Source organism: Chryseobacterium sp. Leaf405 (assembly GCF_001425355.1).
Classification (GTDB): Bacteria; Bacteroidota; Bacteroidia; order Flavobacteriales; family Weeksellaceae; genus Chryseobacterium.
In genome coordinates this window covers 91,692-117,099 of sequence record NZ_LMQN01000002.1, presented here as the reverse complement: position 1 = coordinate 117,099, position 25,408 = coordinate 91,692, and the positions used below count along the sequence as shown (strand labels likewise).

Annotated in this window: 18 protein-coding genes; 11 read left to right on the top strand and 7 right to left on the bottom strand. The window is 34.8% G+C overall.

From position 1 onward, the window contains the following. The 6 genes from ASG22_RS21290 to ASG22_RS03245 all read left to right on the top strand — a co-directional run. The coding region (locus ASG22_RS21290; RefSeq protein WP_409991358.1) for a bacteriophage T4 gp5 trimerisation domain-containing protein at nucleotides 1-582 on the top strand (582 nt) is incomplete at its 5' end. A gap of 2 nt (nucleotides 583-584) precedes the next feature. Continuing rightward, nucleotides 585-2,117: a hypothetical protein gene (locus tag ASG22_RS03265; protein ID WP_055980527.1), complete on the top strand. Its 1,533-nt coding sequence runs from the start codon at nucleotides 585-587 to the stop codon at nucleotides 2,115-2,117. Next, nucleotides 2,114-2,512 carry a hypothetical protein gene (locus tag ASG22_RS03260; protein WP_055980524.1) on the top strand — a complete coding sequence of 133 codons (399 nt, stop codon included), beginning with the start codon at nucleotides 2,114-2,116 and terminating at the stop codon, nucleotides 2,510-2,512. Before ASG22_RS03265 ends, ASG22_RS03260 begins: the two co-directional genes overlap by 4 nt. A gap of 41 nt (nucleotides 2,513-2,553) precedes the next feature. Further along, entirely contained in the window at nucleotides 2,554-2,778 is a 225-nt protein-coding gene (locus tag ASG22_RS03255; RefSeq protein ID WP_055980521.1) for a hypothetical protein, read from the top strand. 80 nt (nucleotides 2,779-2,858) lie between these two features. Further along, a complete protein-coding gene (locus ASG22_RS03250) occupies nucleotides 2,859-3,197 on the top strand; it encodes a hypothetical protein (RefSeq protein WP_055980517.1) in 339 nt (112 codons plus the stop codon). Between the two features lie 114 nt (nucleotides 3,198-3,311). Beyond that, nucleotides 3,312-3,644: a hypothetical protein gene (locus ASG22_RS03245; protein ID WP_131726141.1), complete on the top strand. Its 333-nt coding sequence runs from the start codon at nucleotides 3,312-3,314 to the stop codon at nucleotides 3,642-3,644. Nucleotides 3,645-3,751: 107 nt separating this feature from the next. Here the strand turns inward: ASG22_RS03245 and ASG22_RS03240 are convergent, their stop codons facing one another. From ASG22_RS03240 to ASG22_RS03225, 4 genes are all read right to left on the bottom strand, one after another. Then, nucleotides 3,752-4,558 carry a DUF4249 domain-containing protein gene (locus ASG22_RS03240; protein WP_055980511.1) on the bottom strand — a complete coding sequence of 269 codons (807 nt, stop codon included), beginning with the start codon at nucleotides 4,556-4,558 and terminating at the stop codon, nucleotides 3,752-3,754. Nucleotides 4,559-4,561: 3 nt separating this feature from the next. After that, nucleotides 4,562-6,904, bottom strand: coding sequence for a TonB-dependent receptor (locus ASG22_RS03235; RefSeq protein WP_055980509.1), 2,343 nt, complete (start codon nucleotides 6,902-6,904; stop codon nucleotides 4,562-4,564). A 270-nt stretch (nucleotides 6,905-7,174) separates the two neighbouring features. Continuing rightward, entirely contained in the window at nucleotides 7,175-12,211 is a 5,037-nt protein-coding gene (locus tag ASG22_RS03230) for a DUF4132 domain-containing protein (protein ID WP_055980506.1), read from the bottom strand. A gap of 25 nt (nucleotides 12,212-12,236) precedes the next feature. Further along, complete coding sequence (locus ASG22_RS03225; RefSeq protein WP_055980503.1) at nucleotides 12,237-12,728, bottom strand: hypothetical protein; 492 nt, start codon at nucleotides 12,726-12,728, stop codon at nucleotides 12,237-12,239. Nucleotides 12,729-13,046: 318 nt separating this feature from the next. On the opposite strand from ASG22_RS03225, the gene ASG22_RS03220 reads away from it, so the two are divergent. Together ASG22_RS03220 and ASG22_RS03215 are read left to right on the top strand one after the other, a co-directional pair. Next, the gene (locus ASG22_RS03220; RefSeq protein ID WP_082504932.1) at nucleotides 13,047-14,594 is read left to right on the top strand and encodes a peroxidase, FMP-type; all 1,548 of its coding nucleotides are present in this window, start codon (nucleotides 13,047-13,049) and stop codon (nucleotides 14,592-14,594) included. 123 nt (nucleotides 14,595-14,717) lie between these two features. Next, the gene (locus ASG22_RS03215) at nucleotides 14,718-15,131 is read left to right on the top strand and encodes a VOC family protein (RefSeq protein ID WP_055980500.1); all 414 of its coding nucleotides are present in this window, start codon (nucleotides 14,718-14,720) and stop codon (nucleotides 15,129-15,131) included. Nucleotides 15,132-15,333: 202 nt separating this feature from the next. Here ASG22_RS03215 and pgl read toward each other — a convergent pair whose 3' ends face one another. From pgl to gndA, 3 genes are read right to left on the bottom strand one after another with little or no spacing between them, the layout of a single operon-like run. Further along, complete coding sequence (pgl, locus tag ASG22_RS03210; RefSeq protein WP_055980497.1) at nucleotides 15,334-16,044, bottom strand: 6-phosphogluconolactonase; 711 nt, start codon at nucleotides 16,042-16,044, stop codon at nucleotides 15,334-15,336. A gap of 19 nt (nucleotides 16,045-16,063) precedes the next feature. After that, nucleotides 16,064-17,545 carry a glucose-6-phosphate dehydrogenase gene (zwf, locus tag ASG22_RS03205; protein WP_055980493.1) on the bottom strand — a complete coding sequence of 494 codons (1,482 nt, stop codon included), beginning with the start codon at nucleotides 17,543-17,545 and terminating at the stop codon, nucleotides 16,064-16,066. A gap of 11 nt (nucleotides 17,546-17,556) precedes the next feature. Next, nucleotides 17,557-18,975, bottom strand: coding sequence for an NADP-dependent phosphogluconate dehydrogenase (gndA, locus tag ASG22_RS03200; protein WP_055980490.1), 1,419 nt, complete (start codon nucleotides 18,973-18,975; stop codon nucleotides 17,557-17,559). A 379-nt stretch (nucleotides 18,976-19,354) separates the two neighbouring features. Here gndA and ASG22_RS03195 point away from each other — a divergent pair, with 379 nt between their 5' ends. The 3 genes from ASG22_RS03195 (at nucleotide 19,355) to ASG22_RS03185 (ending at nucleotide 25,206) form a co-directional block, all read left to right on the top strand. Further along, the gene (locus ASG22_RS03195) at nucleotides 19,355-19,711 is read left to right on the top strand and encodes a hypothetical protein (RefSeq protein WP_055980487.1); all 357 of its coding nucleotides are present in this window, start codon (nucleotides 19,355-19,357) and stop codon (nucleotides 19,709-19,711) included. Between the two features lie 249 nt (nucleotides 19,712-19,960). Beyond that, complete coding sequence (locus ASG22_RS03190; protein ID WP_055980484.1) at nucleotides 19,961-21,364, top strand: glycoside hydrolase family 28 protein; 1,404 nt, start codon at nucleotides 19,961-19,963, stop codon at nucleotides 21,362-21,364. A gap of 233 nt (nucleotides 21,365-21,597) precedes the next feature. Then, on the top strand, nucleotides 21,598-25,206 hold the full coding sequence (locus ASG22_RS03185) for a DUF4450 domain-containing protein (protein WP_055980481.1): 3,609 nt from the start codon (nucleotides 21,598-21,600) through the stop codon (nucleotides 25,204-25,206). Nucleotides 25,207-25,408: the final 202 nt, after the last annotated feature.

Below are 25,408 nucleotides of genomic sequence, written 5' to 3'. Positions count from 1 at the left end.
GAAATCAGTGAAGAAGTGTTGGTTGGTTTTGAATCCAACAATGCCGAAAAGCCTTTTGTGATGGGAACGCATTACAATGGAAAGGAAACGAGTGGGTATCATACGGAGGGAAATGACAAGAAGGTAATTCATACAAGATCGGGAACGAAGATAATTCTGGATGATGCGGAAGGTTCTGTTTTTATTGAAGACCCGAGCGGAAATACGTATCTGATGGATGGACAGGGGAATATTAATGTGAATGCGCCGAATGACATTACTTTTACTGCCGGACAGAATTTGAATATTAATGTAGGGCAGAATATGACAACAACTGTAGGAATGAATAAATCTGACAGCATCGGAATGAACAACACAGAAAGCGTGGGCATGATGAAAATGACTTCTGTTGTGGGTGATGCGAGTCTGTTTATCACAGGAAAACTGACGGAAGTGATTGAAGGGGATGTGCATAGTGAAACGAAACAAAATCGCAACGAAATATCTCATGAAGATATGGAATTAAGTTCTAATAAAAGTATTAACAAAAATGCACAATTAGAAGTGAAAAATAACAGTGGTGAAAAAAGTAAAAGTCATTAATTATGTCCAGAACACGAATTGTACAGGGAAAGTATATCAAGATTAGTCAAGGTGAACATAATATGTCTGCTGAAGGAAATATTGTTTCAAATGCTTTATTAGAAGTTAGAGAAAAAGGTAATGACAATGGTGTAATTCATGGAAATTTTGAAAGAAAAGGAAGTGATGTTAATGAGGATTTCGAAATTACATTTTCCTTACGAAAAGACAAAGAATATTCTACCGTTGTTCCTTTTGGAATATTAGATTTTAAAGGCAAATATGAAAATCCTCATTTTGTTTTCGATTACTCATTAACGCTGAGTAATGTAGATAGTTTAGAATTTAAGATTTTAACTGAAGATAGTACTGTTTTATACGCTGCCATGAATTTGCCTGAACTTGTAATTCCATCGAAAAAAATTCCTTTATTAGCAGAAAGCATTGTGAAAGGCACACCAATCCCAGATCCACTACAGCCCAAAAAAGTGCCGGATTTAGATCGTATTTTTAATCCTTATAATATACCTCCTACAGATTATACTAAAATAGGTAGTTATATGATTTTTTGGGATGGTTTTGATGAAAATGATATTTATGACAGCGCAAAGTTTGATAACAAAAGATTTAAAGCCCAGATAATAGCTAAAAAAAATGGCAAAGAAAAAATAAAGGAAGTTGAATTTTCCACCAAATATAGTGAAGTAGACTGGGTTGATGTAAAGATTGATAAAAAAAGCAAAAGAATAGACACTACCTTACGGGTAAATTTAAAAGATGGTGGTGAAGAAGGATTACAATGTACTACACATCTCGTGGGTGGTAGAGATGAAACCAAATGGGAAACTAAATGTCCGTGGGATAAAATATCTAAAGAAGCTTTAGCCTATTATAATATGCCACCAATCACTAAGAGGAAAAGAACATATAAGGAATTAGAGGATTTAACATTACTGGGAATTAATCAGTTTTGGTCTAGAAATTCTAAAAATATCGGAAAGGCAATAAATATTCTTTCCGATATGTATGAGGTATATGTTGATGCAAAAGTAAATAATGAAGGTTTAGCAGCACCAAAAATAATTTATCAAACCAACTGCGAAGAAGGAAGATCAAGAAATTTCGAAGCATCAAGAATACTATTTTTTTATGAAGGATATTTGTACAATGCCGATTGGAAAAGAAGCGACCCTAAGTCAAACTTTTATCATCTCAAAGGATGGTATTATAGAAGTGAAAACAAAGTTGAGAAAAAAAATGTTTTATCAAATTTATCTCCACTGCTTGAAGACTATAAGATGGTATCTGCCCATGAGATTGGACATGAAATATTACTAACGTATGGTGGTAGCATTTATTCTAAAAGTCATAAGAGTACGACTACTGGATTAAACTTAATTAGTCAAAACACTGATGAAGATGCGCCAGATATTCCTGAAACTGGAGAAATAGATTTAATGAAATATTACCAACGTTACTATGATATACCAAGAACAATAATATCTGAACTTGATCTCTTAAAAGTAATTTGGTTAACTAAAATTGAGATAAAATGAAAAAAATAATTTTAGCAGTTTTTATGATATTATTATTCAGCTGTAAAAAACATTATGTTTATTATCCTTCCATAAAAGGAACTGTTTATTCTAAAGAAGAAAACAAACCTTTGAAAAATGTTAAAATATATAAACCTAATGCATTATTAAATACACCAGATACAGCAATTAGCAATTATGAAGGTCAATTTTTTATAAAAGGAGAACGCTTTGAATATAATCCTTATAATTTAAGGGGAGAACGTAATTTTATAGTTAAACATATGGCTTATGTAAATCGTTTGAAAATAAAAGGATATAAGGAAAAGAACTTAGACATTAGATCTTTTAAAAATAAAAGTGGTGAGTATATCGATACTGTCAATTTTAATAATATTTATTTGGAGAAAGAATAGTGGATAATCATTTTAGCCCAAACTGAGGTTAAAATACAGTAATGGGTGGGGATATTCAAACGAAGCAAAAGAAGATTAAAATTTTAACAACAACACATGAATTAGGACATTCAATACTAAAGGCTTACAATGGCATTTTATACTCTTTTTCTCATAATGATTCATCTAAAATAAGTCAAGTTCCTAATGGAAAATATAGTTATAATACTGAAAAAAATTCTAAAGAAATTAATCTCATGCGTTATTTTAAAAATAATCCAAGTTAAGCTAAGTATGACTAGAATCTTATTGTAACCTCAACAAAAGATATATTTGGGTTAATTTGGTTAACAAAATTGAATATAAAATGAAAAACCTAATATTATTATTCCTGTCAACAATAATTATCAACAATTGTTCTGATATTAATTTTAATTCCTATGAAGGATTTATTTACAATAAAAATGCTCCGTATGTTCATTTAAAAATTTTTGAAAAGGATTTTAATTCAAATTTCACGTTTACTAATGATAAAGTTTTTTTTAAATTGAAAAAACGCAGTAATTCGATTTCAACATTTCTAATGATTCAAAAAAATAATAAAATAATTGATTCTATACAAGTAATTCGAACATCTGGTGGTGAAAAAATAAATTATTCATTTATTGAGGGAAGAAACGACACATTATTTATTGATTTAAAATAATACGTATTTTATGATCTCACTTTTTTCTCTAATATTCGATTATATGCTAAAAGGATAAGAATGGTAGGATGTTTTAGGAATGATTTGGTTAACTAAAATTCAAATTAAATAATAATGAAATATTTTTTTATAAATATAATGGCGGTTTCTTTTATTAATTCATGTACACCATCATCAAAATCATATGAAGGGTATATATATAATCACCAAAAAAAGCCTTTGGAAAATATAAAAGTTTGCGAGCAAAATAAAAATAATTGCACGTATACAAATGATAAAGGATTTTTTCAATTAAGAAAAGATAAAAACTCAATTGGTGACTTATTAGTTTTTAACAGAGAATCAACTATCGATACAATTAAAACAGTATGGAGCCAGCATGGTGAAAAAATAAATTTCTCATTTATTGAAGGAAAAAATGACACATTATTTATTGATTTTAAATAATATGGCTCTCATAATCTCACTCTTTAATCCTAAGACAACGAGTAAAAAATCCCCGCTATAAAACGGGGATTGAAAAAATTTATTTAGTAAACTTAAAATTAATGATTTTACTGAATCACGGTATTTCTCGTTTTCACCGTATGTGCCGAAAAATATCCCAGCGCCCCATTAGTGATATTACTTGGTGGATTCGTTGGAGTTACGCCACCGCCGGGACCGCCTCCTGAAAGCTGTAAAAGTGCAGAATAAAAAGTGTACACCTTGTCATCAATACATTGCATTTCAACATGAATTGTATCTCCTACAGCAACTTTAATATCATCTGCTTCTTCATCATCATTGGGTAAAATTAAAGGTCTTTGATTTGGCATTCCGTTATTTACATTATCAGAAAATTCTGAAAAGAATTTCTTAGGATTGTTATTTACGGTATATACAAAAAGATAGCGGTTTCCTAAAGGTGTGGGATCTGTAAAAACAGGTAAAAGTGTGTAACTTGTTTCTCCTCCAACCATGAAAGAATCCTGATCCAGTCCGTCGAATGAAACGGCTTCAGGCATTGTACTTTCAGCGGTGTATTGCTGTCCTTCAGCATTGATTTTCAAAGTATACGTTCTTCCCGATTGTCCCACAAAAGTTGAGGTTTGATACGTTCCGTTGCCGACATAACTTAACGTTTCGGTTTGTCCCGTATTATCGCTTAAAACAACCTGAGCATTTTCTATTGCAGGATATTGATTAGTTTGCGTAAAGGCAACAGATTTCGTAATTTTCACATAATAAGGTCCGGCTTGGTCGGTTATGTTTCCTTCAATGACAATTTTCCCGCTTTGATCCTCCAAATCAAGGTCGATTTCTTTTTCACAAGAAGTTACTAAAAAAATTGATAATATGATTAAAAATATATTTTTCATGAATTAAAATTTGAAATTATACGTGATGTTTGGTACCCAACGGAACAATGAAGTCTGCATCGCACGAGTCGTTCCCGGTTTGTCCGGATTGTCTTCAAAATTAATGGTATACGCATTTTCACGTCCGTATACATTGTAAATTCCAAACGACCAAGAACCTTTGAAGCGTTTATTGGAACCTACACTAGGCTCATACGTTGCACTCAGATCCATTCTGTGGTAAGCAGGCATTCTGTCTGCATTTCTATTGCTATACTGGAAAATCGTTTGCCCGTTCAGTTCATATTTTCCTGTTGGGAAAGTCACTGCATTTCCTGTGCTGTAAAGGAATAATCCTGAGAAAGACCACTTCGGATTCAGCTGATACGTTGCAACAATTGATAAATCATGCGTTTTGTCCTGTCTTGCATCATACCACTGATTATCATTAATTCCGTCGATTTTTCTTTCCGTTTTTGATAAAGTATAAGAAATCCAACCTGTTAATTTTCCACTTTTCTTTTTGGCAATCAATTCTAAACCGTAAGCTCTTCCCTTTCCGAATAATAATTCACTTTCAACGTCTGCTGCAGTGTCGAAACTGATTTGCGCTCCGTTTTTATAATCAATCTGATTCTGCATAGATTTGTAATAAACCTCAGCATTCAGTTCATAATTATTATTGTTAAAATTTCTGCTATAGCCTACACTTACCTGATCTGCAATTTCAGGTTTTACAGTATAACTGCTTCCAATCCATTGATCAGTAGGATTTCCGCTTCCGCTGTTGCTCAATAAATGGAGATTTTGCGTATTTCTGGAATATCCTCCTTTCACGCTGCTGACTTCATTAATTCTGTAATTAGCTGTAATCCTAGGCTCAAGATTGACATACGTTTTTCCGAATTTTCCTTTTTCTAAAAATTCAGAATCGGTAAGAACTCCATTTTGATAGGTATTAAAAGTATCACCTCCTAAAACACTGAACATCGAAAGTCTTGCTCCGTAATTGATGGTTAATTTTTCAGTCGCTTTAAAATCATCATTGATGTATAATGCATTTTCCCAGGAATATCTCGGATTTCTCGGAAAACTGCTCACACTCGTTCCTGAAGCGCTACTCGGCGTAATCGTATGATAAATTGATTGTAATCCAAACTTTACAGAATGTTTATTTCCGGCAAACCAGCTAAAATCCTGTTTTAAATTCCAGTCTTCTATTTTAGAATCAAGTCCGAAAGTATTATTGTTACTGCTTAAACTTACATTATAATTGTAATTGCTGTAAATAAAAGATGTATTTGAGAATAATTTACTACTGATAATACTGTTCCAGCGTAAAGTTGCCGTTGTATTTCCCCAATCTGTTGAAAAAGTATCGCCCAATCCCAACACATCTCGTCCGAAATATCCTGATAAATACAATCGGTTATTTTCATTGATCTGATAATTGGCTTTTAAATTTAAATCATAAAAATATAATTTACTGTCTTTGAAATCTTCTGTGCTTTTTAAAAATAAGTCAGCATAAGTTCTTCTTCCGGAAACAATAAATGATGATTTCTCCTTTTGAATAGGTCCTTCAACGCTCAATCTGCTGCTGATTAAACCAATTCCTCCGTTAACGTTATAATCTTTATTATTTCCATCCTTCATTTTAACATCCAAAACAGAAGAAAGTCGCCCTCCGTACTGAGCAGGGCTGTTTCCTTTAATAATACTTGCATCTTTTAAGGCATCACTGTTAAATGTACTGAAAAATCCAAGCAGATGTGAAGCATTGTAAACTGCCGCTTCATCCAATAAAATCAGGTTTTGATCGGTTGCGCCACCTCTCACGGAAAATCCGCTGCTACCTTCCCCGTTACTTTTGATTCCGGGTAAAAGCTGTATCGTTTTCATTACGTCTTTTTCTCCAAATAAAACAGGTAGCTTTTCGATATTTTTGATACTTAAAGTTTCCGTTCCCATTTGTGCGGAAGTCAGATTTTTATCCTTTTTAATGCCGGAAATTACGACTTCATCGATTTTCCCTGTTCTTTCTTCTCCCTCTCCTGAACTCAACTCAAGGTCTTGTTTTACATTATCTTCAACATTAATACTTTGTTGAAAATCTTTAAAACCGGGGTTGGAAATAATTAAATTATAAGTTCCTTTGGGAAGCGAAAGAGAATAAAAACCATATTCATTGGCAGCGACTGAAATGGTGGGATCTTCAGCCACTTTTACTGTTACTCCGATTAATAACTCTCCATTTTTTTTGTCTTTTACCGTGCCGCTTACCGAGTACTTTTGCTGTCCAAAAACAATGGTACTAAAACAAATTGCTGCTGCGGAAGTGGCAATTTTGAGAAAAGATGTTTGCATTCAGTTTATTATTTAATGTAGTAGAGCTTTTCGGAATAATTATGTTTTTGGTTGATTAGTCTATTGATCGGGGTTTTCGTTACGGTCAGACGTATGAAATTTATTTAATTGAAGACTTCCTGTCACTTGCTATACAGAACGCCAGTATTTTAAAAATATTTTGACAGAAAACTGTTTTAAAAATTATTTTTCAACATCGGCAATTAATAAAAAAAATAGGGACTGCTTTTTGGAAACAATCTCTATTTTTTTAAATGAAATTTTTAAAATTTATACAAATTCTTTTTTAGTCTGAGAAAGTATTGTCGGATCCTGTATTTCATGATCTTTTGCCAATAATAATACTTTCGATAAAACCTCAGCAGATTTCGGATCATCATCGGCAAAAGGTAAAAACAGTCGACCTCGGTGCTGTGAATGAACAGGGAGAATCGACAGATACTTACCTGGAACCTGATGTACAACTGCACTTCCCAAATGCACACTGTAGTCTGCCATTTGTCCTTTAATCAATACATGAGATCCTTCAATCGTTACGTTATCCATTTTAAACAATCTTGCTGTTTCTTTCATTAGTACCGCTCTCATTTCAATGGATGAATGGCTCGCTTCCGGATCTACTCCACCCACGTGAGCTACGGAAACTACCAGATCAATATCACGCATTACCTCAGAAAACAATCTCGGATTGATTTCTTCAAAAGGAATATTTTTATAATCTTTTAACGAATGGAATTCTATCGTCTCAAGTGTCGGACTTTCAACATCTGCGGGGGAAAACCAATCTGCGATAGCATATAATTTGACCTGAAAACCTTCTTTATGATACACTTTCTGCAATCCTTCTTCGTAATCTACTTTCCAGCCTCGGGTTTTCAGTAAAGCTAACGCCTGTTTTGGCTGAATCTGATGCCCGGCATAACGACGGGAAACCGATTTTTCCTGCAATTCATCCGGTGTAGGAACATAGAGTTCCCTGAAAATCTGTTTAAATGGCTGAATCAGTTTTTCTTTAAAACAATAATGCTGAAAATCACTCCAAACGGAATATTGATGCAAGTCTGCGCAATGTGCAATTCTCAGTGTACTTTCGTCATTTAATTCATGAATTTCTCCTTGGGCATCAACCAAGTTTCCATCATGGAAAAATCCTATTGTATTATCATTGGAAATAAAAACTAACTTTTCTAAATGCTTTATAATCACCGGATGTTCAAAAAGTTTTTTGATTTCCGTATAGAAAAATTCATCACCTCTTATCATGGCTTCTTCCAATCCTTTTCGGGAGCGGCTCCACTGCTCACGCATAATTTTACGGTTATTTGCCAATTCTATAACCGCTTTATCTTTTTTAATCTTTGGCGGAATTGATTTTAACTGTTTATCCTCTCTGAAAACTACCAATTCAGATTTTCCGTCGTCCTCAATAATTAAACCAACCGTAACGCCATCAATCGTAACCTGAGTTTCTTTTGATAACAGATTTTGAATCTGCTTTGTTTCCATTGCCCAGGTCAGACGAATCGGATCGGGATAACCAGCATTTCTGGCTAAATTTTCCAACGCTACACGAATCGCCAGTGCTTCGCTCGCCTGTTTCATAGAACCAAATTCTTTACTCTCCTTTTTAAATTGCTGAATGTATTCGTATCGGTTTAAAACGTCTTTGTCAGGATTTGTTTTGCTTAAAGGTACTAATCCGTACACTCGAAGATAATCCTGATCACGTTTATCTTTTACTTTTGCGGTTACTTCTTTTATTTTCAAATCACCTGTCAGCGTATCAGAATACAATCTTGCCCTTCGGTGACCGTTTCCATCAGAGATATATTTTGCAGATTCGTACAACATTTCCCAACGTGCCTTTCCTAATTCTTTATAGGCTTGGATAAACCAATCTTTATCAACCGCACCATCCTGAAATTCCTGAACATCTACGGAAGAATATTTTGCCACTTCACTTTCCAGACTGGAATTCTGTGCCTGATAAGAACCTGTTTTTGTGTGAGCGTGCATCCACCAGATGGCAGAATCCAACCCTTTCCAACCTAAATAATTACTGATAAATTTCTGCCATTGCGGTGCATAAACGGCAGCCTGAATCAAACGAAGTTCGGCAATTTTCTCTTTCTTCATCATTTCATTAAACAATTCCTGCGTATCGCTTTCCAATGGATAACAGTTAGACAACAAATAAGAAAACAGCTTTTGTTTGGTCATACTTTCATTACCATAACTGTAGATATAATTGGCATACAAATTCGATTTGCCTAAACCTTTTAAAATCTGAACAAAACGCTCAGCGCTATATATCGTCTGAAATTCCTGTACAAAATGAGAAACTGAAGTGTTGGCATCCCCACGAATCAATTCAATATCCAAAAATTTATTCTGAATTTCTGCAATAATAGGTTTCAGGAAAGGAAAAACTTCCAGATATTTTTCACTGTTGTGATAAAACTTAGTTGTTGTAAGATCCCGGATTGCTCTTTCTGCCGTAAAAATTCCTTCATACAATTCATCTTTGGTAATAAGATTTAACTCATAAGCTTTGCAGAACAGATAAAAATCAGGAACTGTATGCTGTATATTTTCTTCCAATCCGTTGAACTGCATCCATCGGTATAAATTCCAGACTTTTGCAAACTGTTTGTCGGTCAGTTTCTTAAACGGAATCGACTGCAAAAACACATTGAAAAAGCCCGTACTTTGCCATCCGTCTCCATTATAACTGTAATAGTATTCGCTTGGTTTTGATTTATAATTAATTATATCTTTTGGAAGATGGGCAAACAAATTGCTGCACGCATCAATAAGGAAATCGGTCTGTTCTTCAAAGGCAAATTTGTATTCCAAGGATGCAATAATATTTTTAACCGGATTGTTCCAGTAATAATCGTTTTTAAGAGGATTCGGAATGAAATCTTTATGATAAAACACATAATTTTCAAGAAAATCCCTGAACTTTTTACGGTCACAACTTTCAACAAATGTCAACAAAAACAAATCTCTCGGTTCCAATTTAGAATCTTTATACCATTGTTCCCAAACCTCATGCAAGGGATAATTGGCAAATATTTCTTCACCTGTAAATCCTTCTGTGTTTCTTTTGATTTGCCTGAAACTGTTTCCCATCAATTCTTTTGTTAAAGAACCGTTCCAGTCTTCCACTTCATATTCATAATCTTTGTGTTGAAGAAATAAATCATTCAAATTCTTTAGCTCTTTTTTAATATGATCCAACGATTGCGTAAAGCCATATTTATCTTTTTGAGTCGCTTTCGCATACACCGAATCGGCTTCTACTTTTGGCAATTCATATTTTGATTTAACAGAAGGATTATAAAACCCGAATCCATTTTTAGCAGAGAGAATTTCCTGATCTTCGGAAGGATTAATCTGATCTAACAAACTTTTTTCTCTATCTGAAATTTTCGCTTTTTCGGCATACTGCATTGTCCATTTTGTAATCTGCTCAGACAATCTTTTATCTTTCTGAAGCTGAAGCATAATATCCAATGAAGCGGTTCTCTGCTCAATGTCGCCTTTCGTAGTTAATTCCTCCACCAATGGGATTAATACTGAATCTTCCTGTTTCAGCATCAATTCGATCAGTTTTTTACGAAGAGTTCCGCCTTTTCTTTTAAATAAATCATAGAAAATCATGGCTTCCTCTTTATCCAAAGGATCTTGCTGTAAAACATTGATTCCTGAAGCCACAAGCGACTCTCCTCTATCCTTAATAATTCTAAAGGCAAAATCTTTCTGGAAAGGTGTTACCGCTTTTTTCTTCTTTTCAAAATTATAGGAGTAAGAATAACAATAGAAATCACCCAAAAGATTTCTCGTTAATTGCTCTCTTAAAACTAATTCAAACTGATCAAAATAAGAAAGCACCAAATCCAGTTTTTCATTATCCTCACCTACCAGATAAAACATCGAAGCATATAAATCGCTTTTCTTAAACGTTGCATTTTGCCATGAGAAAACTTTTCCTTCAAACTTTTTTTCTTTAACTTCTATCTTCTGTGTTAATTCATGAATTTTTTCAAAGAAATTGGGATAATCTTTATTATTGATGAAAAATTTTGACTTTATATTAAAGCTCAATAACGTTGACATCGGATTTCCGGCAAACGCTAAAACCTGCAGATCACCATCTAAAACAGCTTTATAATACAGCGGCATCTGAATATACGGATCAGCTGTTTCTGCGGCAAATTTTATCGCCAGACATTTCTTTTCTATACTGCCTTTATCGAACAATTCATGTAAATACGGAACCGTCTGTTCCACATCCCAAACGCCCTGAACCCAAAGCGCCATATATACTTCATTGTTATTTTTGCTTTTTACAGCTTCAGGAATCTGCTCCGGATTGTTGAAATATGTATTTGCCAGTGAAACAATATTTTTAACCACGGTTTCTTTCTCAGATTCCCAGCCGAGCCCCGTCCAGGTTCCGATAGATCGTACAATAGATGAAAAACGGGTCAGTTTGTTTTCAACAATTACATTCGTCATGTATTGTAAAGCCTGTGTATTGGTTTCATCCAGCGATTCCAAAATGGTTTGTCTTAAACCTTCCTGTCGCTGCGCCGCCAGCAAAAGTTTTTCTACCAATTCCCAGCAATGTTGCTGTTCGCTGTTCAGTAAAGCTTTGATGATATTTTGCGAAACCTTTCCTTCAGGATGTTTATTGAAAATAATATCTTCGATTAGCTGACAGATTTCCTTATTTCCTGTATCAATAGCTGCCGACCAAAGGTAAAACTGACTGCGATTATTTGACAACTGAGTATCATAAATAATCTGTTCTTCCAGAGAAAGATCATAAGACTCATATCCCGAGCTATAAGAATAGATACTTGGAAGTTCCAGCAAAGTCCTGATCAAATTCACCTGATTCAATAAAGTAAATCTTTCATTATTCGGTGTACGGAACGAACGGCGATTGTAGCCTGTCTGATACATTTTGAAAGGCATTTTGTTCCATATATATTTTACCAAGTCGGCTTTATCACCAAAGAAATACACCAGCAATTCGTAATATTCTTTGTCTTCCCAAATATTACTTTTGATATGTTCCTTGATTTTTTCAGCCTGAGAAGAACCTAATGTGATTTCTTCAAAATAATCATTTTTGCCGAGAAGAAGCAATCCGAATTCTGCAACTTCTTTTTTTAGCTTTGTTTTAGAAAAAAGTTTGGATAATAATCCTTTTTCTGCCTGTTCTTTCAGGTCTTTCTTTAAATTCTTGTGGTAATCGACAACTTTTTTCGATTTTAATTTTTCACTGATTTCCATTGATTTTGTGATTTAGTGTATTTTATTACCAATAACTTCCTGCCAGAAACGTAAGCCTGATGAATGTAAAGGTATATTGTAAACTTAGGTCTATAATTTGGTTGAGATTTTCCAGCTGTTCGTCATTGTAAAAAACAACAAACATTCCATCTTCAAAAGCCTGAATAACATTTTCCTGAGCTTTTTCAAGATCTGCTCTTTTTTGATTGTAAATACTTCCAAAACCTGCTTTTCCTGTATCGGTCAGAATATTTAAATAATTATCCTGTGGAATTTTAGATTCATCTATATCTTCCAGCTCAAAAGATTTTGCATTGAATGCTTCCACCTGCTGCTGAACGATTACTTTTAATAGATTTTCTAATGAGATACTGCTTTCATTATAAGCAATTTCAAGCTTTTGCTCCGTAAGAATAGGATGCTTTTTGCCCAATTGCTTCACCGTAATATTTATTTCCATATATGAGCTATTATCAATAAATATAGTGAAATTTTCACCCTTTGTTTCTAAATCCATAAAATATTTAACCCATTTTAACAGTAAAGGAAAATAAAATATTATGACATTTATTTAAAATAATTCTAAATTAAGTGAAAATAAAATAACACAATAACACTTTGTTTAAAGACCTTTTAAGCATATTTAAAATAAAATATATAAAAATTAAGTAGAAATACTGAAAACAATCTATCACGTTCTGATTAATTTTGGATAAACAAAACTGATAACCATGGATAACTCAAAACAAAAAGCCATTTCTGAAAACGAGATGGATTCTAAGATGCTATCTCTGAATATCTCCCAATAAAGATCATAACCATAAAATGATACATCATGCTTAAAAGAAAAAAAGAAAGTACAAACGAGAGTCAATTATTCAGGGGTGCGGCTGAAAATCAGAAAGGCACTTTAGAACAAATCATGGATGGATATTCAAAACTCCTTATCGATGATCCCGTGAGACCCTTTAGAGAAGAAAACCTGCAGAAAATCGCCAACAATGTGGACTACGGTATTTTAGCAGCACTGGAAGGCACTTGGGTAAGTTACAATGCCAATTATAATAAAAACATAGACAGACCTTCGTTAGGAAGCGGAATTCACACGACAATTATGCCCTCGCCTGGTACAGATCAAAATAATATTCCGGGTAAATTCAGCTTCGATACGGAAGAATATATTGAAAAATTAACATTCGAAATTGTTCCGGGTGGTGTCCGTAACCGTGGTGGTGCAACGGAACTGTTCTGTGGCGCGGTAAAATATGATCAAACCATTAAAAGCGTTAATAAAGTAGAAGGAAATCCGGAATTACAATACGCTGGAATTCACGAAGAAAACGGAATGTACCTTTGGTTAAGCGACGTTTACAATTACGCTGCAACTAAAGAAACCATCGAAAGAGACCGCGGAATTCATGCTTTTTCTACTGAAGACTTTGAAAAATACGGCTACAAAGGAGAATACAGAAACGAGCCTTTGGTTGAGGTAAGAGACGAAAACGGTACTTCTTCATACATTCTTTTAAGTCAGTTAAAGGAAGATCAGCCATATTACGAAATTATTCCGGCACAGGAACTAAAGCCAATGGACGGAATTACAAGACCTTATTTCATCCCTGATTATTCTATTTCCAGAAGTGGAGTTATCCCTCACGGAAGTACCATTACTTTATTAGGAGATATTGCACCGGAAGGTTCCAGTTATTTAATTGACGGCTCACCGGAATTTCCATACGGTGATGCTGCGTGGGATACCAATCACCTTGCAATCTCCCGAACAATGGGTGGCGCAGGAGCAAGTGCTACCAATCCTATTGACCTTGACCGACCTGCTCCAGCTTGGGTACATGAAAAATTAACCGATGAAAATGACCCAGGCTCCAATAAAATCTACACACAGAGAATACTTGCCAATGAATTATATCCTTATTGCGTAAGACCGGATTTACGATTAAGAGACACATTAAGAGGTCAGAAAGTTTCAAACTTTGTTTTAATACAAATGTCCTCGAAAATGAAAACGGGTGCTCAGGGCGGAATTTTAAATGTTCCTTTTGTAAACCGTTTTGTTCCTACCGTTGAAGTCGATTTCCGTTTATGGATTGAAACTGTGATTGAAGACGGAAAAGAAATTCTACAGCTGCAATATGAGCAGATTATATTCTTTGAATTTGATTTCGGAAACGATGGCGGTACGACAAGCTGGCCACACATCCAGGTAAATACGCTTCGTAAGATCGAAGATATTCCTGCAGATCAGAGACAAATAATTGAAGAGCAGTTCTATAATGCGCCTTCAGCCATGAATATGACAACCCCCGCTTCAATTAGTGAACTTGGTGTAAATCCTCCATCAGGATGTCCTTATCATAAAGGCTAAAATTACTTATAAAAACGTTAAATTAAGGGGCAATAAACTGCCTCTTTTTTATTTTGAGAAAAAAACTACTGACAAACTGTTGTCACAACTTCAACTTAACTTTGAAGGATAAAAATCTTAAGAATGAATTTAGTCTCAACAAGAATTATTACCGCCGACGTAGACCGTCTTGTGAAATTTTATGAAGAAATAACAGGAATCACCGCCATCCAATACACTCCGGATTTTGCCGAATTGCAAACACCAAATGCGACTATTGCTATCGGAAGCATGAGAACATTACAGCTTTTTGGTGGAGATCATATTGCCAAACCTGCTTCCAATCAAAGTACAATTATTGAGTTTTTAGTGAATGATGCAGATCAGGAATTTGAACGGTTAAAAGATTTTCTATCTTCTCAAATTGTTCAGGAGCCAACGGTGATGCCTTGGGGAAATAAATCTCTGCTATTTCGGGATCCGGATGGGAATTTGGTAAATTTCTTTACTCCGGTTTCTAAGGAAGCGGTGGAAAAATTTAAACCAAAAATGATTTAAGTTTACAATAAATTAAACGTAATTTTTTTAACGCAAAGTTGATTTTACGAAGCGTTGTTTTCAAGCTTCGCGAAGCAAATTTCATTTGCCTTTGCCTTTGCCTTCTAAAAATAGAATGTTTATAATAAGTCTTTGCATTTAAAACAAAAAAGAGCGTTAGTAATATTCACAACGCTCTTTTTTATATTCTTAATTCAAAAGATTATCCTCTCGCTTTTTCATCTGTAAAAAACTGAAAACCATCTTTTCTTTCAATCAATTGTAAAGGATATAATTTGGGATTGTATTCACCGTTCAACACTTCATTCAAAGCGTGTTTTTTAGATTCTCCGAACGCAACGACCAAAATATTTTCAGCTTTATTAATAATCGGAGCCGTTAAAGTGATTCTGAACATTTCCTGTGGTTTTAGGTAATAAGCATCCACCCATTTTTCATTCTCATCTAAAATAGCTTCACCAGGAAATAATGAAGCCGTATGACCGTCATCTCCCATTCCTAATAAAATAAAATCAAAAACACCCTCGTCGCCCAAAACGTTTCTGATTTGCGCTTCATATTCCCTGGCATATTCTTCCGGCTCTACTCCATCCTTATACATCGGGAAAATCTGATCTCCACTGACAGGAACTTTATTCAGCAACGTTTCAAACGTCATTTTAGCATTGCTTTTTTCGTCGTCTAGGGCAACCCAACGTTCATCAACCCAGAAAAAATATACTTTATTCCAGTCGATTTTTTGTGAATATTCTTCTGTTGCCAATAGTTTAAAAATAGCTTTTGGAGAAGAACCGCCGCTTAACGCAACCGTAAATTTACCGTGCTTCTGAATTGATTTCTCTGAAAGATCAACAAATGTATCCGCCGCTTTTTTATATAATGTATCTAAATCATCAAATACCGTAATGCTCATTTTCTTTAATTTTAATTAATTAAACCCACTTATGTCCCTGTCTTTCAACCAATGCAAAACTGTCTTCAGGTCCCCAGCTTCCGGCTTCATAATTCGGGAAAGATGAATCTTTTGTGCTTTCCCAGGCTTCCTGAATAGTTTTTACTACATCCCAAGCTTCTTCTACCTGATCAGAACGCATAAATAGTGTTAAATCACCCATAAGAGCATCAAGCAATAAGGTTTCATATGCTTCCGGAGTGTTTTCCTGACAGGCAAAATAATCAAAGATCATTTCTACCGGTTTTAAATCCAATGAAAGTCCAGGCATTTTGGTCATAAACTGCAATCTGATATCCATTAAAGGCTGAATATTGATAATCAATCTGTTTGCTGATAAAAGCTGTGAACTGTCTGAAAACGTAGAATGCGGAAGCGGCTTAAACTGAATGGTAATATAAGAATGCTTTTCTTTCATTTTTTTCCCTGTACGAACGTAAAAAGGAACATCCTGCCATCTTTCGTTATCTAAATAGAATTTTACGGCTGCAAAAGTTTCTGTATTTGAATCTGGTGCGATACCTTCTTCCTGACGATAGCCTTTTACCTTAACTTTATCGATGGTTCCCTTTCCATATTGACCTCTTACTGCGTAATGATCAACTTTATCGGGAGAAATTCTGCGGATTGATTTCAAAACATCGACTTTACGGTCTCGGATTTCTCCAGATTCAAGTGAAGCAGGCGGCTCCATAGCCACCATACACAGAATCTGCAATAAATGGTTTTGAATCATATCCCTCAGTGCTCCTGTCTGTTCATAGAAACTTCCTCTTGTCTCAACTCCCACTTCTTCTGCTACCGTAATCTGAACAGATTCTACATGATGACGATCCCAAAGCGGTTCAAAAATAGAATTTCCAAATCGGAATGCCAAGATATTCTGTACTGTCTCTTTCCCTAAATAATGGTCTATACGGTAAATCTGCTCTTCTTCAAAAGTTTCAGCCAGTAAACTGTTGAGTTCAATTGCCGACTGTTTATTATGTCCAAAAGGTTTTTCGATAATAATACGGTCTTTTTTCGGATCAGAAGCTAATGCCGCATTTTTGATATGATTCGAAATGGTAGAAACAAAATTCGGCCCGATTGATAAGTAGAATAACCTGTTTCCTCTTGTTCCGTAAACGGTATCAAATTTTGCTAATTTCTCCTGCAGGTTTGTGTAAGATTTCTCTTCATCCAGCTGATGCTGAAAATAGGTAATATGAGCCTGAAAACCAGCCCATTCTTCCGCAGTTATTTTTTTTCTTGAGAAGCTTTCAAGATTTTCTTTGATGTAATTTTTAAAATATTCATCGGTATTATCTGCCCTTCCCAGTGCTACAATATTAAAACCTTTGGGCATTCTGCCATCGATGTATAAATTATAAAACGCAGGAAAAAGTTTTCTTTTTGCCAGATCTCCTGTAGCACCAAAAATTATGATCGTCGTTGGCTTCAAAACTATATTGTCGTTCATTTTTCCGAATTTTAATTATTAAGGTTTTGCCAAGAAGTATGAAAAATACCCTCTCTGTCGATTCTTTGGTACGTGTGTGCTCCGAAATAATCACGCTGTGCCTGAATCAAATTTACCGGTAAAGATTCTGTTGTATACGCATCAAAATATCCTAAAACAGTCTGAATTCCTAAACTTGAAATTCCATTAGAAGCCGCAAAAGCAGCTGTTTTTCTTAATGATTTAATTTTTGATTTAACGATTTCAGAAATTTCTTTGTCCAATAAAATATTAGATAGATTTTCGTCTTGAGTATACGCTGAATAGAATTTTTCTAACAATACAGAACGGATAATACAGCCTCCTCTCCAGATTTTCACAACATCTCTTAAAGGAATTTCAAAACCATATTCTTCAGAAGCTTTAACCAATAATGCCAATCCTTGTGCATAGCTGATTAAAGTAGCTAAATACAATGCATCACCCACTTCTTTGATGAATAATTCGGTATTCTCAGGAATTGTAGTTTCTTCTTTAGTATACAATTGAGAAGCCTTTACTCTTTCTTCTTTATATGCGGATAAAATTCTTGAAGTTACAGCGATATCAATGGTCGGGATAGAAACACCAATTTCCATTGCCTGCTCGGAAGTCCATTTTCCGGTTCCTTTTGCTCCGGCTTTATCTAAAATCTGATCAACAAGATACCCATCTGTCAACTCATCTTTTTGCTGGAAAATATCTCTGGTAATTTCAATTAAGAATGAATTCATGTCGCCATTATTCCATTCTTTAAAAACATTGTAAAGCTGATCGTTATTTAATTTTGCTCCTTTTCTCAATAAATCGTAAGCCTCACTAATCAACTGCATGATGGCATATTCTATTCCGTTGTGAACCATTTTCACATAATTTCCTGCAGAACTTTTGCCCATATAAGCGGTGCAAGCTTCGCCATCAACTTTAGCTGCAATCGATTCCAACATTGGTTTAAGAAGATGAAATGCTTCCAAATCACCACCAGGCATAATACTTGGCCCTCTTCTCGCTCCTTTTTCACCTCCGGAAACTCCCATTCCCATGAAATGAAGGTTTTTCGAAGCCAGATCAGCAATACGTCTTTCGGTATCTTTAAAATAAGAATTTCCTGCATCAATCACTATATCACCTTTGCTCAAAAGCGGTGTAATATTTTCCAGAACTGCATCCACAGGCTTTCCCGCAGGAACCATTAAAATTATTTTTCTTGGGGTTTCTAATGCAGAAACGAAGTCTTCTAAAGAGTCTGTGCCTTTTATATTCATTTCTGAAGTAGCACCGCCTTCCAATTCTTTTACTTTTTCTTCGTCAAGATCAAATCCTGCGATAGAAAAACCGTTATCTGCAATATTATAAAGAAGATTTCGCCCCATCACTCCAAGACCGATCATCCCGTAATTATATCTTTCCATTTTGCTTACTTTTATAAGAATTCTATTTACGGAGTATAAAATTACGCAAATGCTTATTAGGAGCAAAATAAATGATCATAAAAATTCCTGTACTTTATTTCAAGTCACTTATTTACAATTACATATACCTATACTATTTTTATGACAAGCTCTTTGCCATTTTAAAATAAATAAAATTTTCTTTTTTTTTATTTTCATCTTATTTTATTTAATTACTATGCATATTTTCAATTAATCACTAATAAAAATTAAATTTTAATGTCTTTGCCTTAATTTAATTAATCAGACTATAATGCTGTTTATGCTTTTCACTATAAAAAGAATTAAAATTGACTCTAAATTTATACAATTAAGCATATCTTTGCTAAAATTTAAATTAATGAACTATAAACTTGAGCTCAATACACAGGAGCCCAATTCTAATATTGTTTTTAACACAATTTTTTTTGATTCTTTCAAAGTCAATATAGTTGAAAGATATACAGGATCAATGAAATTTAATCCGAAATTATGCGAAGTTTTGTTTAAAGTAAGAACTTTGGATAATGAGCTTATTACTAAAAGAGATGGAAATGTAAGAGTGAAAATTAAGGAAGAATTTGAAGCTTATGAGAGATTATCAAAAGCATTAGACTCTTATGAATATAAAAATAAACTGATCAACAGACAGGAAGTTGAGCAGAATTATGTGCATTTCATGATAGGAATGGTAATAGCTAATTATGAACTTAATTAATTCTATTAAGTTATAATTACCGATTCGGTATTAGCATTAAAATATAAAATTCATTACGATTGATAATATAGGAAATCTCTGTTAAGAGGTTTCCTTTTTGTGGTTTATATTAGCTCTAAACAATTAATTAGAAAGAAAATTTCACTGAATTTTAACTATCCCGACAGTGCAGGACAATTCTTAGCCACAATTATTTTAGATTGCGATTATAAAAGGAATTATTTTAAAACTAAACAATTCTCGATCATTATGAAAAAACTTGCAGTTATTCTTTTCACTTCACTAATAGCCATACCTTTATCGGCACAATATAAACCCTGGACTTCTTCAAAACAACCATTAAGTGAAATCAAAGCACTTAAAAAGCAGATCACAAAACCAAATTTCAGAAAAGTTGATTATCTGATCACCGATTTTGGGGCAGTCGGAGACGGCAAAACTAAAAATACAGAAGCTTTCAAAAAAGCAATAGAAAAATGCAGTGCAGAAGGTGGCGGAAGAGTGATTGTTCCCAACGGAATTTTCTTAACAGGAGCAATATATCTGGAAAGTAATGTTAATTTACATTTAAGCGACGGTTCAACTATTTTATTCAGTCAGGACAGCAAAGATTACCCTATCGTTTTCACACGTTGGGAAGGAATGGAATGTATGAATTATTCCTCTTTAATTTATGCTTACGAAGAAGAAAATATAGCAGTTACCGGCAAAGGAACGCTGGACGGAAATGCTGATTTGGATAATTGGTGGTTCTGGTGCGGTGCAACAAAATACGGTTATAATGAGACTCGTCCGGGAAGACAAAATCCTGCAAGAGCGAAACTTCATGAATATATGGCGCAGAGAAAACCTGCAAGAGAAAGAATTTTTGGGGATGGATATTATTTAAGACCGAATTTCGTTCAGCCTTACAAGTCTAAAAACTTCTATATGGCGGATGTTTTGGTGAAAAATTCCCCGATGTGGAATTTAAATCCTGTGTTGTGTGAAAACGTTTTAATCGAAAGAGTAAAAGTAATCAGCCACGGACCAAATAACGATGGTTTCGACCCTGAAGCTTGTAAAAATGTTTGGATTAAAGATTCATATTTCGACACCGGAGACGATTGTATCGCCATCAAATCAGGAAGAGACGAGGACGGAAGAGACATTGGAAGACCTGCCGAAAATCACATTATCGAAAACTGTGAAATGAAAGACGGTCACGGCGGCGTTGTGATTGGAAGTGAAATTGCAGGCGGTGCGAAAAACATTTACGCTATCGGAAATGTAATGGACAGTAAAAATCTTGATCGTGCTTTACGAATTAAAACCAGCTCAAGCCGTGGCGGAATAATCGAAAATGTATTTTTCTACAACACAAAAGTAGGTGCTTACAAAGAAGCTGCCGTGCGTTTCAATATGCATTACGAAAAACCGGGAAATCATATTCCGACAATGAGAAATATCTGGGTTGAAAATTTAACCGTTGATAAAGGTGGAAAATATGCTGTATTTTCTGATGCTTACGAATCATCACCAGTAACAGATTTTACGATGATTAATGCCAAAATGGTTGGCGTTCAGATTCCTTACAAAGTGGATTATATGAAAAATGTAACGCTTAAAAATGTAACCGTTAACGGACAACCTTTAACTGAGCTAAAACCGTAATTCAGATTTGTATAATTGGACACTAAGTACACAATATTTTTAAACTATATATTGTGTAACAGCCCACAAAGCCGCTTCGCTTGTATAAGATTTCTTGTAAAACGGTGTGCTTTTTTAAGCGAAGCGGCTTTGTGAGACTAAACTTAATAGATGACTCTCAAAACTCTTTGTGAGCTTAGTGTTCGAAATATTCAATATAATAGAAATGAATACAGAATATCTTAAAAAATAAAATGCGCAGGAAAACCATTTTCGCCGGACTTCTGATTGTATCGGCATTCTCACTCTCCTATTCCCAATCGAAACATTGGCAGAACAATGAGCGTGAACTGCATTATAAAGAAGACAAAGGCGATTTTTTGCTGGTCAACGGAAAGTACAGATTCAACCGTGCTTTGTATGGCGATAACCGTGCATCTAGAGTTGAAGCGGGAGATTTGCCGGAATTCGCATTGTACCTTCCGGGGATGGGCGGGAATCTTCAGTTTGTTATTCAGAAAGGAAATTCAATTAAGAAATTAATTCAGGCTGATAAAATTGAAACCCGTTACCGACCAGGTTCGATGTTGTATGAAATCAAAGACCCGATTCTTGGAAACGGGATTTTAAAACTGACTGTTTTAGCTCAAGCAAAAGAAGAAGGTTTAGTGGTGAAAATGGAAACTGTAAATATAGATTCTACAACAAAAATCTACGCAGTTTACGGCGGTGCAAGCGGAACGACTTTCAGCAGAAATGGCGACATCGGCGCAGACCCGGAATCCGGATTTTATTTACTTCCTGAATATTGCCTGAATAATCAGTTTCAGTTGAATAAAAATCAGTTTCAACTTAATTATTTAAATAAGAAAAAAGAAACGCAAACCGTTAGCGGAAGTTTTTCAAATGTTAATTCATTACAGCAAACCGATGCTCAGACTTTAGAAAATCTTTCCGAGTTTACTAAAAATAAAATAGACAAATCCCCAATTGTTTACGCTTCTTATTCTTCGCAAAAACTACCGGTTTATATTCAGGTTGCAAAAGGAAAATCAGATAAAAAATTTTCCGATGAAGAGTTAAAAACTCTATTTAATGAAGCTGAAAAGTCGAGATTAAATTTAACCAATAGAATTCAATTAAAAACTCCGGATGCAGATTTGAATAACTTCGGAGCCAACTTAGCGATCGCTGCAGACGGAATATGGGAAAGTCCGACATTCCTTCACGGTGCCGTGGCGTGGAGAATGCGGTTGAATGCGTGGCGTGGCGCTTACATGGCTGATGCGTTGAACTGGCACGACCGGGCAAAAGAACATTTTGAAAGTTATGCCAATTCGCAGGTTCTGAAACCCGATTTTGCACCTGTCGAAATGGATACGATGCGTCATCTTGCCCGACACGAAGAAAAAATGGGAACATCCGTTTTTTCAAGCGGATACATTTCCAGAAATCCGAATGACAATACAAAACCGCATCATTACGATATGAATCTGGTATTTTTTGACCAGATGTTTTCACATTTTAATTACACTGGAGACAAAGAATTTCTGAAGAAAATGTGGCCAACGATGGTTCGCCATATGGATTGGGAAAAACGAAATTTCAAGCGTGGCGATTTGTATGATGCGTATGCTGCGATTTGGGCGAGCGATGCACTGCAATATTCTGGCGGAAAAGTGACACATACTTCCGCTTATAATTACAGAGCCAACCGTGAAATGGCGAAACTAGCGAAGATTATTGGCGAAAATCCACAACCTTACGACCAGGAAGCTGATGCAATTTTAAAGGCAATGAAAAACGAACTTTGGATTAAAGAAAAAGGCTATTTTTCTGAATTTAAAGATGCTTTGGGCAATCAAATCGTTCACGATAAACCTGGAATTTGGTCAATCTATCACGTTTCCGATGCATTTATTTTGAATGAATTTGAGGATTATCAGAACTTACAATACATCAATCATCACACACCGAAAATTCCGATAAAAGTTACAGGCGCGGAAAATAAAGAGTATTATACTTTGGCAACAACCAATTGGCAACCTTACGATTGGTCGATAAACAACGTCGCTTTGGCGGAAAATTTACAGACCGCTTTAGCGTATTGGCAAGCCGGAAGAAATGAGGATGCCTACCAACTTTGGAAAGGAAATTTGGTTGAGTCGATGTATTACGGCATCAGTCCGGGGAATTTTGAACAGCTTTCTCATTACGATGCCTTTCGTGGAGAATTGTACAGAGATTTTGCTGACCCGATTGGTGTGGCTTCGAGAACTTTGACGGAAGGACTTTTTGGAGTTTATCCAAATTTACTGGAAAATAAAATCAGCATCAAACCAGGATTCCCGAAAGATTGGAATTCCGCCGAGCTGAAACTTCCGGATTGGGATTATCAGTTTACAAGAACTTCCAAGAAAACAGAATATTTATTTAAATCAAAATATCAAAATCAGGTTTCGTTGGAAATGCAGATTCCTGTGAATTATTCCAACATCAAATCGGTGAAAATAAATGGTAAAAATGTGGATTGGAAAGTAAAACCAAATTCTATTTTACAGCCGATTATTCAGTTTGAAACACCGAAAGGAAATGATTTTAAAATTGAAATCAATTATTCAGGCGAAGAAATTAGAAGTGAACAAATGGATTACATCAATTATATTTCTGAAAATCTTCAGTTGAATTTTGATTCAAAAAAGAAAATTAAAAATATCTACAACCCACAAGGTATAGTGAAAAATTCCCCTCCTCTGGAGGGGTGGATTCGACCAAAGGGAGAAGACGGGGTGGTTAACCACGCAATCCAATTAGACAATCAGGAAAGAAAAGGAACTTTTTTCGTACAAGTTGAGCAAAACGGAACAACTTGGTGGCAACCTGTGAATGTGGATATCCGTTTTCCTTTGGTAACAAAGTGGATGAATAAAAAATTGCAGATTCAATCAAAATCAGCAAATTCAATCAATGGAAAACTAACTGTCAATGGTTTAAACAAAACTTTTTCGATTCAAAAAAATCAAAATACAACAATTGAAATTCCTGCAAATTATTTAAGCAAAGGAACCAATTCAATAGTTTTAGATTACAACGGAATTAAACAGAATATTGAAATCACGGATTGGGAAATTGAAAATCAAGGTCAATTTAACAACATTTCATTAGCATCAAAATACAATGAAAAAGTAACCGAAATTTTCAATCAAAAATATCTTTCGCCAAGACTGGAAGTCCCTACTTTACAGCTTCCGTGGCAGGGAATCGGGAATTGGTGTTATCCTTTAATCACTGCTCAAATCGATGACAGCGGACTAATGAACAAAAGAAAAAATGGCAAAGTTGATTTCTTTGGAATTCCATTTTTAATTGATAAAACGGATAAAAATATTGCATTTGTGAGTCAGTGGGATAATTATTCTGACTCTCTTGAAATTCCGATTTCAGGGAAAGGAAAGAAGATTTATTTTCTGATGGCTGGTTCTACGAATCCAATGCAGTCGCAGATTGTGAACGGAACAATTACGGTTCAATATGTTGATGGTTCGACTTCAAAATTAGAGTTGAAAAATCCAACGAATTGGTGGCCGATTGAGCAGGATTTGTTTGATGATAATTTTGCTTTTGAAATTCCGGATGACAAAATTCCGTATCGGGTAAAATTGAAGACAGGAGAATTGTACAAAGGTGGAACTCTGAGTAAATATTCGAGCATCAAAGGATTTACAGACCGTCAGGTTGATGGTGGTTCTGCTACAATTCTGGATTTGCCGATTGACCCAAATAAAGAATTGAAATCTGTAAAACTGACTGCAGTAAGCAATGATGTGGTGATTGGAATGATGAGTGCAACTGTTTTGAAATAGGATTTGATGTTACGAATGAACGAATTAAGAATGTGGTTAAAAGTAAAATTCTCAAAGCATTTTTCTTTTCCCCAAACCCTAAAGGGTGGAAAAATGCTTTGAAAATTTCATCAAAATTACTCCCTTTAGGGTTGGGGAAATAATTTTGATGAATTTAAACAGACTTTAAATTTTTTAACGAAAAATAGCCGAAGAATTCGAA

What these genes read in the sequence shown, in the direction of transcription:
- ASG22_RS03265 (WP_055980527.1), top strand. Translation starts at nt 585, where the DNA reads ATGTCCAGAACACGAATTGTACAGGGAAAGTATATCAAGATTAGTCAA.
- ASG22_RS03260 (WP_055980524.1), top strand. Translation starts at nt 2,114, where the DNA reads ATGAAAAAAATAATTTTAGCAGTTTTTATGATATTATTATTCAGCTGT.
- ASG22_RS03255 (WP_055980521.1), top strand. Translation starts at nt 2,554, where the DNA reads ATGGGTGGGGATATTCAAACGAAGCAAAAGAAGATTAAAATTTTAACA.
- ASG22_RS03250 (WP_055980517.1), top strand. Translation starts at nt 2,859, where the DNA reads ATGAAAAACCTAATATTATTATTCCTGTCAACAATAATTATCAACAAT.
- ASG22_RS03245 (WP_131726141.1), top strand. Translation starts at nt 3,312, where the DNA reads ATGAAATATTTTTTTATAAATATAATGGCGGTTTCTTTTATTAATTCA.
- ASG22_RS03240 (WP_055980511.1), bottom strand. Translation starts at nt 4,558, where the DNA reads ATGAAAAATATATTTTTAATCATATTATCAATTTTTTTAGTAACTTCT.
- ASG22_RS03235 (WP_055980509.1), bottom strand. Translation starts at nt 6,904, where the DNA reads ATGCAAACATCTTTTCTCAAAATTGCCACTTCCGCAGCAGCAATTTGT.
- ASG22_RS03230 (WP_055980506.1), bottom strand. Translation starts at nt 12,211, where the DNA reads ATGGAAATCAGTGAAAAATTAAAATCGAAAAAAGTTGTCGATTACCAC.
- ASG22_RS03225 (WP_055980503.1), bottom strand. Translation starts at nt 12,728, where the DNA reads ATGGATTTAGAAACAAAGGGTGAAAATTTCACTATATTTATTGATAAT.
- ASG22_RS03220 (WP_082504932.1), top strand. Translation starts at nt 13,047, where the DNA reads ATGCTTAAAAGAAAAAAAGAAAGTACAAACGAGAGTCAATTATTCAGG.
- ASG22_RS03215 (WP_055980500.1), top strand. Translation starts at nt 14,718, where the DNA reads ATGAATTTAGTCTCAACAAGAATTATTACCGCCGACGTAGACCGTCTT.
- pgl (WP_055980497.1), bottom strand. Translation starts at nt 16,044, where the DNA reads ATGAGCATTACGGTATTTGATGATTTAGATACATTATATAAAAAAGCG.
- zwf (WP_055980493.1), bottom strand. Translation starts at nt 17,545, where the DNA reads ATGAACGACAATATAGTTTTGAAGCCAACGACGATCATAATTTTTGGT.
- gndA (WP_055980490.1), bottom strand. Translation starts at nt 18,975, where the DNA reads ATGGAAAGATATAATTACGGGATGATCGGTCTTGGAGTGATGGGGCGA.
- ASG22_RS03195 (WP_055980487.1), top strand. Translation starts at nt 19,355, where the DNA reads ATGAACTATAAACTTGAGCTCAATACACAGGAGCCCAATTCTAATATT.
- ASG22_RS03190 (WP_055980484.1), top strand. Translation starts at nt 19,961, where the DNA reads ATGAAAAAACTTGCAGTTATTCTTTTCACTTCACTAATAGCCATACCT.
- ASG22_RS03185 (WP_055980481.1), top strand. Translation starts at nt 21,598, where the DNA reads ATGCGCAGGAAAACCATTTTCGCCGGACTTCTGATTGTATCGGCATTC.